The sequence below is a fragment of the Klebsiella sp. OBRC7 genome (genome assembly GCF_000293135.1).
In the GTDB taxonomy this organism is placed as follows: domain Bacteria; phylum Pseudomonadota; class Gammaproteobacteria; order Enterobacterales; family Enterobacteriaceae; genus Klebsiella; species Klebsiella michiganensis.
Map to the genome: position 1 here is coordinate 39,088 of NZ_ALNJ01000135.1, position 11,711 is coordinate 50,798.

13 protein-coding genes are annotated in these 11,711 nt (G+C 57.3%); 2 read left to right on the forward strand and 11 right to left on the reverse strand.

The annotated features are described in order from the left end of the window. Positions 1-6 precede the first annotated feature (6 nt). The 6 genes from hscB to trmJ form a co-directional block, all read right to left on the reverse strand. On the reverse strand, positions 7-522 hold the full coding sequence (hscB, locus tag HMPREF1144_RS24885) for a co-chaperone HscB (protein ID WP_004104505.1): 516 nt from the start codon (positions 520-522) through the stop codon (positions 7-9). Positions 523-597: 75 nt separating this feature from the next. Further along, positions 598-921: an iron-sulfur cluster assembly protein IscA gene (gene iscA, locus HMPREF1144_RS24890; protein WP_002913979.1), complete on the reverse strand. Its 324-nt coding sequence runs from the start codon at positions 919-921 to the stop codon at positions 598-600. 19 nt (positions 922-940) lie between these two features. Further along, positions 941-1,327 (reverse strand): Fe-S cluster assembly scaffold IscU, encoded by a 387-nt coding sequence (gene iscU / locus HMPREF1144_RS24895; RefSeq protein WP_002913991.1) that lies wholly within the window; start codon positions 1,325-1,327, stop codon positions 941-943. Between the two features lie 26 nt (positions 1,328-1,353). Beyond that, positions 1,354-2,568 (reverse strand): cysteine desulfurase, encoded by a 1,215-nt coding sequence (iscS, locus tag HMPREF1144_RS24900; protein ID WP_009654372.1) that lies wholly within the window; start codon positions 2,566-2,568, stop codon positions 1,354-1,356. A gap of 176 nt (positions 2,569-2,744) precedes the next feature. Continuing rightward, complete coding sequence (iscR, locus tag HMPREF1144_RS24905; RefSeq protein WP_004853217.1) at positions 2,745-3,236, reverse strand: Fe-S cluster assembly transcriptional regulator IscR; 492 nt, start codon at positions 3,234-3,236, stop codon at positions 2,745-2,747. 237 nt (positions 3,237-3,473) lie between these two features. Further along, positions 3,474-4,214 carry a tRNA (cytosine(32)/uridine(32)-2'-O)-methyltransferase TrmJ gene (trmJ, locus tag HMPREF1144_RS24910; RefSeq protein WP_004853219.1) on the reverse strand — a complete coding sequence of 247 codons (741 nt, stop codon included), beginning with the start codon at positions 4,212-4,214 and terminating at the stop codon, positions 3,474-3,476. A 120-nt stretch (positions 4,215-4,334) separates the two neighbouring features. Between trmJ and suhB the strand changes: the two genes are divergently transcribed. Further along, positions 4,335-5,138 carry an inositol-1-monophosphatase gene (gene suhB, locus HMPREF1144_RS24915; protein WP_004853221.1) on the forward strand — a complete coding sequence of 268 codons (804 nt, stop codon included), beginning with the start codon at positions 4,335-4,337 and terminating at the stop codon, positions 5,136-5,138. A 54-nt stretch (positions 5,139-5,192) separates the two neighbouring features. Here suhB and HMPREF1144_RS24920 read toward each other — a convergent pair whose 3' ends face one another. Together HMPREF1144_RS24920 and HMPREF1144_RS24925 are read right to left on the reverse strand one after the other, a co-directional pair. Then, complete coding sequence (locus tag HMPREF1144_RS24920) at positions 5,193-6,173, reverse strand: nickel/cobalt transporter (protein ID WP_004853222.1); 981 nt, start codon at positions 6,171-6,173, stop codon at positions 5,193-5,195. Beyond that, positions 6,164-6,802 carry a DUF1007 family protein gene (locus HMPREF1144_RS24925; RefSeq protein WP_004853225.1) on the reverse strand — a complete coding sequence of 213 codons (639 nt, stop codon included), beginning with the start codon at positions 6,800-6,802 and terminating at the stop codon, positions 6,164-6,166. The genes HMPREF1144_RS24920 and HMPREF1144_RS24925 overlap by 10 nt, the downstream gene beginning before the upstream one ends. A 124-nt stretch (positions 6,803-6,926) precedes the next feature. On the opposite strand from HMPREF1144_RS24925, the gene csiE reads away from it, so the two are divergent. Then, positions 6,927-8,204: a stationary phase inducible protein CsiE gene (csiE, locus tag HMPREF1144_RS24930; protein ID WP_004853226.1), complete on the forward strand. Its 1,278-nt coding sequence runs from the start codon at positions 6,927-6,929 to the stop codon at positions 8,202-8,204. On the opposite strand, the gene HMPREF1144_RS24935 is transcribed toward csiE, so the two are convergent. The 3 genes from HMPREF1144_RS24935 to HMPREF1144_RS24945 form a co-directional block, all read right to left on the reverse strand. Further along, positions 8,201-9,334, reverse strand: coding sequence for a 3-phenylpropionate MFS transporter (locus tag HMPREF1144_RS24935; protein WP_004853228.1), 1,134 nt, complete (start codon positions 9,332-9,334; stop codon positions 8,201-8,203). The two genes, csiE and HMPREF1144_RS24935, sit on opposite strands and share 4 nt — an antisense overlap. Before the next feature lie 78 nt (positions 9,335-9,412). After that, on the reverse strand, positions 9,413-10,249 hold the full coding sequence (locus HMPREF1144_RS24940) for an aldose 1-epimerase (RefSeq protein WP_009654382.1): 837 nt from the start codon (positions 10,247-10,249) through the stop codon (positions 9,413-9,415). Beyond that, positions 10,249-11,685: a sugar porter family MFS transporter gene (locus tag HMPREF1144_RS24945; RefSeq protein ID WP_009654368.1), complete on the reverse strand. Its 1,437-nt coding sequence runs from the start codon at positions 11,683-11,685 to the stop codon at positions 10,249-10,251. Before HMPREF1144_RS24945 ends, HMPREF1144_RS24940 begins: the two co-directional genes overlap by 1 nt. Positions 11,686-11,711: the final 26 nt, after the last annotated feature.

The window sequence follows — 11,711 nt, forward strand, 5'->3', positions numbered from 1 at the left end:
CGAAAATTAAAAATCGAGCAGTTTTTCTTCGAGTTGTTCCGCACTGCTTCGCAGTTTATCGAGAAAACGCAGCTTGCGCACGGTATCCGCCGCCGCCTCCCACGTCTCGTTATTCAGTTGTTCAACCATCAGCTGATGCCGGGTATCAAATTGCGCTTTGACCCGCTTGATAAAGCTTTCCAGCCGCGCTTCATCTTTCGCCTTGCCTATCTCATCGAGCTCTTCGCGCAGTTCCAGCTGTTCCATCAGGAACGCGGTATCGCGCACGGTATGCTGCTCGCTGGCGAGATCGAAACCGTGAAGTGAAAGGAGATATTCGGCGCGGGTCAGCGGATGGCGAAGGGTTTGCCACGCCTGATTAATGGTGGCGGACTGCTGCACCGCGGCGAGCTGTTCAGCCGCGCTGCCGCTGGCGAACTTATCGGGATGATACTGGCGCTGTAGCTCCTGGTACCGGGCAGCCAGGGGTTCTAACGAAAGGGTATAGCTGGCCGGTAACCCGAAGAGGGTAAAATAGTCCATAGCAACCTCAGGGTTAACGAGATAAAGCAAACCCCACTTACGGACGTCCGCAGTGGGGTTTAGATTACATTGCAATTACACGTTAAAGCTTTCGCCGCAGCCGCACTCGTCCTTCACGTTCGGGTTGGTGAATTTGAACCCTTCGTTAAGACCTTCTTTGACGAAATCCAGCTGCGTACCGTCGAGGAACTGCAAACTTTTGCCGTCGATCACGACTTTCACGCCTTTGTCTTCAAACACGGTGTCTTCTGCCGCTGGTTCGTCAACAAACTCCAGTACATAAGCCATACCTGAACAGCCGGAAGTTCTGACTCCCAGGCGCAGGCCAAACCCTTTACCGCGGTTGGCCAGAAAGGCGTTGACTCGCGCTGCTGCACTGTCGCTTAAAGTAATCGACATAACAAACCTCAACTCTTAATTATTTTGCTTCACGTTTGCTTTTGTAATCCGCAATCGCGGCTTTAATCGCGTCTTCCGCCAGAATAGAGCAGTGAATTTTCACCGGCGGCAGCTCGAGCTCGTCTGCGATATCGGTGTTTTTAATCGCCTGAGCTTCGTCCAGCGATTTCCCTTTTACCCATTCGGTCACCAGGGAGCTGGAAGCAATAGCGGAACCGCAGCCGTAGGTCTTGAAACGCGCGTCTTCAATGATACCTTCATTGTTGACTTTAATCTGCAACTTCATCACGTCGCCGCACGCCGGCGCGCCAACCATGCCGCTGCCGACGTTTTCGTCGCTATTGTCGAAAGAGCCGACGTTGCGCGGATTCTCGTAATGATCGATAACTTTTTCGCTGTAAGCCATGATGAATTCTCCTTATTGGTGCCGAATTAGTGATGTGACCATTCAATACTGTTCAGATCCACGCCCTGCTTGAACATTTCCCATAGTGGAGAAAGTTCGCGCAGACGACCAATGGAGTTGCGAACCAGATTGATGGTGTAGTCAATCTCTTCTTCGGTAGTAAAACGACCTAAAGAGAAACGAATAGAGCTATGCGCCAGCTCGTCGGTCATCCCCAGCGCGCGCAGCACGTAGGACGGCTCGAGGCTTGCGGAAGTACAGGCGGAGCCGGAAGAGACCGCCAGGTCTTTCAGCGCCATAATCAGCGACTCGCCTTCAACGTAATTAAAGCTGACGTTGAGAATGTTCGGCGCGCCCTGCTCGAGATCGCCGTTCAGGTAGACCTCTTCCATATCTTTTACGCCGTCCCACAGACGGTTACGCAGGCCGCGCAGGCGGGCCATTTCGCTTTCCATCTCTTCTTTCGCGATACGGTAAGCTTCACCCATACCGACGATCTGGTGAACAGGCAGCGTCCCGGAGCGCATGCCGCGCTCGTGACCGCCGCCGTGCATCTGCGCTTCGATACGAATACGCGGTTTACGACGCACGTACAGCGCGCCGATGCCTTTCGGGCCATAGATTTTGTGGCCGGAGAAGGACATCAGATCAACTTTCAGCTGGCTCAGGTCGATAGGCAGTTTGCCCACGCTCTGGGTCGCGTCAACGTGGTAAATGATACCGCGGGCGCGGCACAACTCGCCGATGGTAGCGATATCCTGCACCACGCCGATTTCGTTATTCACGTGCATAATGGAAACAAGGATGGTGTCATCACGCATCGCGGCTTCCAGTTCTTTTAAATCGATAATGCCGTTACGCTGCGGGGCGAGGTAGGTGACTTCAAACCCTTCGCGCTCCAGCTGACGGCAGGTGTCCAGCACGGCTTTATGTTCGGTTTTGCTGGTGATGATGTGCTTGCCTTTTTTCTGATAAAAGTTGGCTGCACCTTTAATCGCCAGGTTATCGGATTCCGTCGCGCCGGAGGTAAAGACGATTTCGCGCGGGTCGGCACCGACCAGCTCGGCAATCTGATTACGGGCGATGTCTACCGCCTCTTCAGCCTGCCAGCCAAAACGGTGTGAACGCGAGGCCGGGTTACCAAAGGTCCCGTCCAGGGTCAGGAACTGCATCATTTTCTCGGCAACACGCGGGTCCACCGGCGTGGTTGCGGAGTAATCGAGATAGATCGGTAATTTCATTGCTCTATAAACTCCGTACATCGCTTCAATGCAAGGAATCAGGCAACCGGCTGGATGTACGACCGAGTACACAGGATGTCGGAACATCCTGGCCTGATTCGAAAATCTTTTTTATCTTTTTTACTCAGCTCGTTTCAGCTTGCAGCCGATAGCTGCAAGATGAAACTGAACGAGAACTACGCGCGCAGTTTGACGTCGATGGCGTCCTGAGCGCGGGTACTACGCTGGGATTCATGGTTGTGCTGACGGCCGGAGACATCAAGGATTTCCTGGTTATTCACCAGTTCGCCAAGCGTGATGTTATTCAGAAAACCGGTCAGTCGCTCGCTCAGATCGCGCCACAGCGCGTGAGTCAGACACTTATCGCCGCCCTGGCAGCCGCCTTTCCCCTGACAACGGGTGGCGTCAACGGATTCGTCCACTGCGCTGATAACTTCGCCAACCGCGATGCTACCCGCTTCTTTACCTAACAAATAACCGCCGCCTGGACCACGTACGCTGGAAACCAGGCCATTTTTGCGCAGGCGAGAGAACAGCTGTTCCAGATAGGAAAGCGAAATTCCCTGACGCTCTGAAATATCAGCCAACGGAACCGGACCCGATTCAGAGTTGAGCGCAACGTCAAGCATCGCGGTCACGGCATAACGCCCTTTAGATGTCAGTCTCATGTCTTACTTAACCTCAAACTCGCCCCTGCCCGGGCTTTTTATTAATATGGGTATTGCATAGCAAGGGCAAGTCTGACATTCCCGAGTAAATTGGTCAACTATTTACTTGACTGTTTTAGTCAGGTATTTGGCTTTCCGTGCCGTTTCACTTCAGCGCGGCCTGGTGCCCTCGCCCCGGCCCTCTCCCACAAGGAGAGAGAGAACCCGCAGTACCGCGCCGCCGGGCAACGGCGTGCACTATGACTCTTTATTTTTCTGCTGCTGCTCAATTGACGCCAGCATGCCGCGCAGGATGTTCAGCTCCTGGCTTTCCGGGCGGGCGCGGGTAAACAAACGGCGCAGCTTGTTCATCACCTGGCCCGGGTGGCTGGCGCGGATAAACCCGGTTGCCAGCAGCGTCTGCTCCAGATGACCGTAGAAACGCTCTAAATCATCCACCAGCGGATACGGGGTTTCTTCATGCTCGACGACAGGTTCATTTTGCTCCTGCGCCGCCAGCCAGGCCATACGCACTTCATAGGCGATTACCTGCACAGCCATCGCCAGGTTCAGTGAGCTGTATTCCGGATTAGCAGCGATTGCCACGTGGTAGTGACACTTCTGCAGCTCTTCGTTAGTCAGGCCGACGCGTTCACGGCCAAATACCAGCGCAACCGGCGCATGCTGCGCTTCGGCGACGCTTTTCAGACCGCATTCGCGCGGATCGAGCATCGGCCACGGCAGCGTGCGGGAGCGCGCGCTGGTCCCCACGACGAGGCTACAGCCCGCCAGCGCTTCATCGAGGGTGTCGACGATGTGGGCATTGCCAATGACGTCGCTGGCCCCGGCCGCCAGAGCGATGGCCTGAGAATCGGGTTTGACCAGAGGATTGACCAGCCACAGGTTGGTTAACCCCATGGTTTTCATTGCGCGGGCGACGGAGCCCATATTGCCGGTGTGTGAGGTTTCTACCAGTACGATTCGAATATTTTGCAGCATTATGGTTCTTCGGCTAAAGATTATTCGTGCATGCTATCATAAAACGAAGACATAAGGAGATTTCACTGTTACTATATGCGCCGTTTTTTCCCGTTCTTTAACATCCAGTGAGAGATACCGATGCATCCGATGCTGAACATCGCCGTGCGCGCAGCGCGCAAGGCGGGTAATTTAATTGCCAAGCACTACGAAACCCCTGACTCCGTAGAAACCAGCCAGAAAGGCAGCAATGATTTTGTGACCAACGTCGATAAAGCCGCCGAGGCGATGATTATCGAAACCATTCGCAAATCTTACCCGCAGCACACCATCATCACCGAAGAAAGCGGTGAGCACGCTGGTGAAGATCAGGATGTTCAATGGGTTATCGATCCACTGGATGGCACCACCAACTTCGTCAAACGTCTGCCGCACTTCTCCGTCTCCATCGCGGTACGCATTAAAGGCCGTACTGAAGTGGCCGTGGTTTACGATCCGATGCGTAACGAACTGTTCACCGCGACCCGCGGTCAGGGCGCGCAGCTGAACGGCTACCGCCTGCGCGGCAGCAGCGCTCGCGATCTGGATGGCACGATCATCGCCACCGGCTTCCCGTTCAAAGCAAAACAGCACGCGACCTCTTACATGAACATCCTCGGCAACATGTTCACCGAATGCGCGGATTTCCGCCGCACCGGTTCCGCTGCCCTGGATCTGGCCTACGTTGCCGCTGGCCGCGTTGACGGCTACTTTGAAATCGCGCTGAAACCGTGGGATTTCGCGGCAGGCGAGCTGATCGCCCGTGAAGCAGGCGCTATCGTCTGCGACTTTACCGGCGGCCATAACTACCTGCTGACCGGCAACATCGTTGCAGGCAACCCGCGCGTTGTAAAAGCCATGCTGGCCAATATGCGCGAGCATCTGAGCGAAGCGCTGAAGCGTTAATATCTCACTGAATGAAAAACAAAAAGGAAGCTGCGGCTTCCTTTTTTTATCCCGTTAAAACGGACGCAGGCCGCCGCCCGGAGGTATCGCACTACTCCACATCACGATAGCCGCCGCCAGCAAAATCACGCCGCCGGACAGCGCCAGCGTCGCCCAGCCTACCTGTTTCCACAGCGCCGGCGCCCGGTTCGCGCTCAGCCTGACCGCCAGCTGGCGGAAACCATGAACCAGCAGCGCCAGCGCGCTAATCGTCAGCGAGGTTCCCGCCGCCATCGCCATCGCGGCCGCCATGCCCCAACCAAATACGCCGATAACCTTACTGAACAGCAGCACCATAATGGCCCCGGAACAGGGCCGCATCCCCATTGACAGCACGATAGCCAGCCGGGCCCGCCAGTCGTCGCCGCTTTGCAGCCGTTCCGGCGCCGGCAGATGCTGGTGCCCGCAGCCGCAGCTGGCGTGATGAACGTGATGCGCGGTGAAGGCAGTGAATTTAGGCCGGCGCAACAGTATGCGCAGCTTTTTTAGCGCCCGCCAGCACAGCAAAAGGCCCAGCGCGCCGACCAGCAGATAGCTTCCCTTTTCCAGCCAGAAGCTGCTCAGATGCAGCTGTCTTGCCGGCAGCTGCAGCAGCGTCAGTACCACTACCACTAAAGCGATGGCCACCAGCCCCTGCAGCAGCGAGGCGGCCAGGGTCAGACCAATGCTGGATTTCAGCTTCGACGGATGGGTTGCCAGCCAGGTGGTTATGACCACCTTGCCGTGCCCCGGCCCCAGCGCATGCAGGACGCCGTAGGCGAAGCTAAACCCCAGCAGCGACAGCCCGGCGGCGGCAGGATTCTCCGCAACCGCCTGCAGAAGCCGACTCAGTTCGACATTCAGCGCACGCTGCCAGACCGCGCTTTGCAGCAGCACCTGCGGCCAGGCCCGCCATAGCCAGAAGCCAGCTCCGGCTGCCAGCAGCAGAAACAGCGCCAGCGGCCACAGCTGACGCCAGCCCGGCGAACGGCCGGTTTGAGCAAAAATCACTGACATTGCAGCGTCACCTTTTGCGCGAAGTAATTCCCCAGTTCCATATCCTCCGGCGGCGCATCCGCTTTATCCAGCGACTGCGCGTAGGACAACATTTTTTCATTCGGTTTCGGCGTCATCACGTTTGCCGTGCAGCTCGTTTTCATCGCCGCCGGCAGAGCAAAATCAGCGTCTTTGTCATAATACATATCAACGTAATAGGTCGGGTCGTAGGTTGAAAAGGTGAAGGTTTGCCCGGCCAGAGGCTGCGGCTTCGCCAGCGGCAGAGTAAAGGTGAGCACCGCCTGGTGACCGCTGCGTTCAAGGCCATAACCAGCGGGCCGATTATCAAACTTCACCCGCTGGCCCTTGTGCCATAGCTCGCTGAAATAGTGCTGGCCCAGCACGTTCGCCATCACTTCCGCCGCCAGCTTTTTCCAGATTTCGCTACCGGGTTTAGCGTTGCCCGCATCATAGAGCAGATCGGCGGAGGTGATTTCATCCATCGTCCAGCGCATTTTAAAGCCGGTGAGCAGGCCATTTTCCGCCACGGCCTCCGTTTGCAAACTGATGAAACTGTGCGGATGCGCCGCCGCAGATAGCGATAAAAACATGAAAAACGCTACGCTGACGCATTGTTTCACTCTCTTCATCTGTTCCTCGCGTGAAAAATTCTGTGAACCCCGCCAGCAATCCTGATGTAAAGACCCGGAAATGCCCTGTTCACCCTCAATACATTAACTACTCTTAACGAAAACCCTAACTGGAACTAACCGGATGATGACAGTGATTGAACCACCATCTGTGCTTTCCAGTCCACAGCGCCGTAGCCAGGTGCTCCTGATGTTTTATCTGCCCGGGCAGTCCGTGACGCCCGAATGGCTGGGTAACCTCACCCAGGTTGATGAGGATACCGCCCGGCAGGACATTGCGGAGACGGGACGCGAGATTCAGCGTTATCACCGCTTGACCCTTGCTTCACAAGCGGACGGCAGCTATCGGATGGAAGGCGCCGCGCTCGATCAACGCTTATGCCTGCTGCACGGCCTGCGCCGCGGGCTGCGCCTGTGCCCGCATTTTGTCAGCCACCATTTTACCCCGGCATTGAAAACGCAGCTTAAACAGCAGGGTATCGCACGCACGCTGTATGACGACACCAATCTTCAGGCATTGGTCAACCGCTGCTCGCGCGCCCTTAACCGGCAATTTGACTGCCGCGACGTGCATTTTCTGCGTCTTTATTTACAGTATTGTTTGCTGCAGCACCACCTTGGACAGAGCCCCACTTTCACCCACGAGCAGCAGCGCTGGGCGCAAGCCGCCGCCGAGTTCTCCCTCGCTGAGGAGATTGTCCGCCACTGGCAGCGGCGGGTTGCGGCAACGCCCCATGCCGGAGAACAGCTGTTTCTGGCCCTGCTGTTTATGCTGTTGAAAACCCCCGATCCTATCCGCGATGGTCATCAGCACGATCGCCGTCTGCATCTGGCCATTTCCGGGCTGATTCACCGCTTTCAGAACCTGGCGGGCCGTCCGTTTAGCGATGAACAGGGGCTGAGCGATCAGCTCTATATTCACCTTTCGCAGGCGCTACACCGCAGCGTTTTCGCTATCGGTATCGATAACGCGCTGCCGGAGGAGATTGGCCGTCTTTATCCCCGCTTGATGCGCACCACGCAGGCTGCGCTGGCGGAGTTCGAAGCCAGCTGGCAGGTACGCTTTAGCCAGGAGGAAGTCAGTTTAATCGCGGTGATCTTCGGCGCCTGGCTGATGCAAAAAAGCGATCTGCAGGAGAAACAGGTGGTTCTGCTGACCGATGATAACCCGGACCTTGAGCAGTCGCTGGAGCAGCAGCTGCGCGAGTTAACTCTGCTGCCGCTCAATATTAAGTATTTGAGCGTGAGCGCCTTTCAGAAAGAGGGCGCGCCGAAGGAAGTGACGCTGATCGTCACTCCCTATACCACGGCGCTGCCGCTGTTTTCGCCGCCGCTGTTTCACGCCGAAGAGACGTTCAGCGATCATCAGCAGCAGCAGATTTGCAAAATGCTGGAGGCCTAAGCCACCGCTTTTGGCCGCACCACCAGCGCCGGTAAGGCCACCAGCGCCATCACCCAGAAAACGCCCTGGTGCAGATGCTGGTAGAGGAAACCGGCAAAGACCGTCATCACCGCAATGCTGCCGCCCATCGCGACGGCGGAGTAGACCGCCTGCAGGCGGATCACTTCGCTGCCCTGACGCGCCGCAATGTAGCGCATCGCCGCCAGATGGCACACCGTAAAGGTGCCGCAGTGGAGGATCTGCGCGACAATAAGCCAGGGTAGCGCCGTCGTCCAGCCCATCAACGTCCAGCGAATTAGCCCGCACACCGCGGACAGCAGCAGCAGATCGCGGGCGCTAAAGCGGCGGAAGACTTTTTTGCTCAGCGCGAAAATCACCACTTCCGCCACGACGCCAAGCGACCACAGGTAGCCCACGGCGGAGGCGGAATACCCCGCTTCCTGCCAGTAGATAGCGCTAAATCCGTAGTAGGCGGCGTGCGCGCCCTGCAGCAAACAGACGCAGGCGAGGAAGCGCCAGCTTTGCCGCACCAGCGTAAGCCAGGCCGCCAGGCCGGCCGCTTCCTGCTGGCGGGATTCGCCCTGCGGCTGCACCGACGGCTTCAGCAGCATGCCGAGCAGCATGGAGGCAATACCGACGCTGAGCATCACCAGTATCATCCGGTAGTCATACAGGCTGACCAGCTTCCCGGTCAGCGCCGAGCCAATGACGAAAGCTATCGACCCCCACAGGCGCACACGCCCGTAGTCCATGGTGATCTGCTTTTGCCAGGTATTCGCCAGCGCGTCGGTCAGCGGCACCAGCGGCGAGAAAAAGAGGTTAAAGCCGACGATAATCACCATCAGCCAGGCAACCTGGTGGCCGATCCAAAATGCGAGCGCAAAGAGCAGCGTCAGCAGCGCCAGAATGCGCAGAGAAGAGATAAGACGGGACGGGTCGCTGACCCGCGGTGCAATCAGCAGGCTGCCAAGAAAGCGCGACACAAGCCCGGCGCCGAGTAGCATGCCGATGGTTTCCGGCGTCAGGCCAAGTCCGGAAAGCCAGACGCTCCAGAAAGGCAGGAAGATGCCGTAGCTAAAAAAATAGGTGAAATAACTAAGCGCCAGCCAGCGCGTGGAGTGTAAGACCATGATTCCCTCCCGAATGGAGGCGACAGTCTGGCGATAAAGCGGGGCGGGTGCAAGGATACCCTCGCCCCGAATATGGCGCTATTCGCGACCCTGTACGTCTATTTTCAGCGAAAAACTCAGCGTATCTCCGGCGCCTAAAACCCGCAGCCCCGGCTGTCCGTCCATGTTATGGGCGTTTACCGGATGACTTTGCGGCTCGAGGCAAAGGAACGGCTCGCCCTGCATTCTGAAAAGCATCAACCACGGAGTTTGCGAAAGAATTGTGATATCCATCACATCACTACTCACCCTCGCCCGCCCGCTCCAGCCGGAATAGCCCACGTTCAGCCAGCGATCCTCACCGTACTGCGCGTGGCTGAAATCGGCGTAGCCGGGCAACTGGCCTTGCCAGCCGAGAGGAAGATGCTGCTCCCCTTCCGGCCAGTAGCCGGCGGCTGCAAACTGCACCGTACCGCGCTTATCAAAAGGAAAAAACGGATGAAAACCGCAGCCATAGGGGATGGGCGTGCTACCGCAGTGGGTAAGCGTCAGCGCAGCCACCAGCTGGTTACGCAGCAGCTGGTAGCGGATCTGCGCCAGGTAATCGAAACCGCAGGCATGCTGCCGACGCAGCTGTAACACGCAATAGTCGCCGTCGCGCGCAATCATATCCCAGCGCTGCAGCCAACCGTCGCCGTGGAGAAAAAAATGCGGGTCGGCGTGGTGGCGAGGCAGAACTATCTCACGTCCCTGAAAAATAAAGCGGTTCCCGGCGACGCGATTGGCCAGCGGCAGCATCGGAAACATGCCGCCGGCGGGGTTTTCATACAGCACCGGCGCCTGATGGTGCCGCGAGTATAAACTTTGCACTTTGCCGCCCAGAGAAGCGACGCGCATCCGCAGATGCGCGTTTTCCAGAATCCACTCTTCCGCCATTAGCGCGTCTGCTCCTGCTTCATCGCCTGAGCGCCCGCATGACGTTGCGCCAGCTGCTCTTCCAGAGCTTCGAGAGTAACCCCCTTCGTTTCCGGCACATTGCGCAGAATATAGAGGTAGCCGGCAGCGCAAATGACGCCATACAGCAGGAAACTGCCCGCCGCACCCAGTCCGGCATTAAGCAGCGGGAAAGTGTAGGTTAACAAGAAACAGGCAATCCACAGCGCCAGGGTGCCTAAGGACATCGCAAGTCCGCGAACGCGGTTGGGGACGATTTCCGCCAGCAGCACCCAGGTAACCGGCGCCAGGGTCAAGGCGTAAATAGCAATCGCCGCCAGCACCAGCAACAGTACCGGCCAGCCCATAATTCCCATGGCGTAAGCGCCGGCAATCAGCACATAGATCAGCGTCAATCCCGAAGCGCCGAGCAACATCAGTTTACGGCGGCCGATCTTATCCACCAGCGGCAGCGCGGCGAGGGTAAACACCAGGTTGACGATCCCCGTTGCGACGATCGATTTCAGCGTGCTGTTAATATCGAATCCCGCTGAGGCAAAAATCTCCTGCGCGTAGTTAAAGATGACGTTAATTCCGCACCACTGCTGGAAGACGGCGAGGACTATTCCGATGATAACGATCGGTTTAACCTGCGGAGCCAGCAGCGCGCCGTAGGAGATTTTATGGTTATCTTTTTCCAGCGTGTGCGCAATGTCGCGTAATATCCTGTCGGCATAGTCGGCGGAGCCAATGCGTTCCAGCGCGGCGCGGGCGCGATCCGGCTTACCGGCCTTCATGAGCCAGCGCGGCGACTCAGGAACAAAAAACATCAGCACCAGAAACGCCAGCGCCGGCACCAGTTCCGCGCCGAACATCCAGCGCCAGCCCATCTGCCCGTTCCAGGTTTCGACAATCATCTGCTGCGTCGCCCCCGTCGCCACGGGTTCCGCAATCATCAGGTTGATAAGCTGAGCGGCCAGCACGCCAATCACGATAGTGAGCTGGTTTATCGCAACAAAGCGCCCTCTTTTTTCTGCCGGGCTGACTTCCGCGATGTAAAGCGGGCTGAGCGCGGATGCCAGACCAATCCCCACGCCGCCTACAATGCGGTAAACCACAAACATGTCGAAACTGCTGGCAACCGCCGTCCCCCACGCCGAGGCGCTGAACAGCACGGCGGACAGTATTAAGGGCAGCTTGCGCCCCAGTTTATCGGCGCACCAACCTGAGATTAATGCGCCGAAAACGCAGCCCACCAGCGCCGAGCTCATTGCCCAGCCGGACTGCGCCGGGTCGGTAATGGAAAACCAGGCTTCATAAAACGGCTTTGCGCCGCCAATCACCACCCAGTCATAGCCAAAGAGTAAACCACCGCAGGCGGCGACCAGACAGATAGTCCAGACGTAGCCCATTTTCAGATGTGTCTGCGCGTTATTCATAATGATTCCTCTATAAGGGAAACGCA

Bases quoted from the DNA above. Each gene is read 5' to 3' on its own strand.
- iscA (WP_002913979.1), bottom strand. From the start codon at position 921: ATGTCGATTACTTTAAGCGACAGTGCAGCAGCGCGAGTCAACGCCTTT.
- iscR (WP_004853217.1), bottom strand. From the start codon at position 3,236: ATGAGACTGACATCTAAAGGGCGTTATGCCGTGACCGCGATGCTTGAC.
- HMPREF1144_RS24940 (WP_009654382.1), bottom strand. From the start codon at position 10,249: ATGGCGGAAGAGTGGATTCTGGAAAACGCGCATCTGCGGATGCGCGTC.
- iscU (WP_002913991.1), bottom strand. From the start codon at position 1,327: ATGGCTTACAGCGAAAAAGTTATCGATCATTACGAGAATCCGCGCAAC.
- HMPREF1144_RS24935 (WP_004853228.1), bottom strand. From the start codon at position 9,334: ATGGTCTTACACTCCACGCGCTGGCTGGCGCTTAGTTATTTCACCTAT.
- HMPREF1144_RS24925 (WP_004853225.1), bottom strand. From the start codon at position 6,802: ATGAAGAGAGTGAAACAATGCGTCAGCGTAGCGTTTTTCATGTTTTTA.
- trmJ (WP_004853219.1), bottom strand. From the start codon at position 4,214: ATGCTGCAAAATATTCGAATCGTACTGGTAGAAACCTCACACACCGGC.
- HMPREF1144_RS24945 (WP_009654368.1), bottom strand. From the start codon at position 11,685: ATGAATAACGCGCAGACACATCTGAAAATGGGCTACGTCTGGACTATC.
- iscS (WP_009654372.1), bottom strand. From the start codon at position 2,568: ATGAAATTACCGATCTATCTCGATTACTCCGCAACCACGCCGGTGGAC.
- hscB (WP_004104505.1), bottom strand. From the start codon at position 522: ATGGACTATTTTACCCTCTTCGGGTTACCGGCCAGCTATACCCTTTCG.
- csiE (WP_004853226.1), top strand. From the start codon at position 6,927: ATGATGACAGTGATTGAACCACCATCTGTGCTTTCCAGTCCACAGCGC.
- HMPREF1144_RS24920 (WP_004853222.1), bottom strand. From the start codon at position 6,173: ATGTCAGTGATTTTTGCTCAAACCGGCCGTTCGCCGGGCTGGCGTCAG.
- suhB (WP_004853221.1), top strand. From the start codon at position 4,335: ATGCATCCGATGCTGAACATCGCCGTGCGCGCAGCGCGCAAGGCGGGT.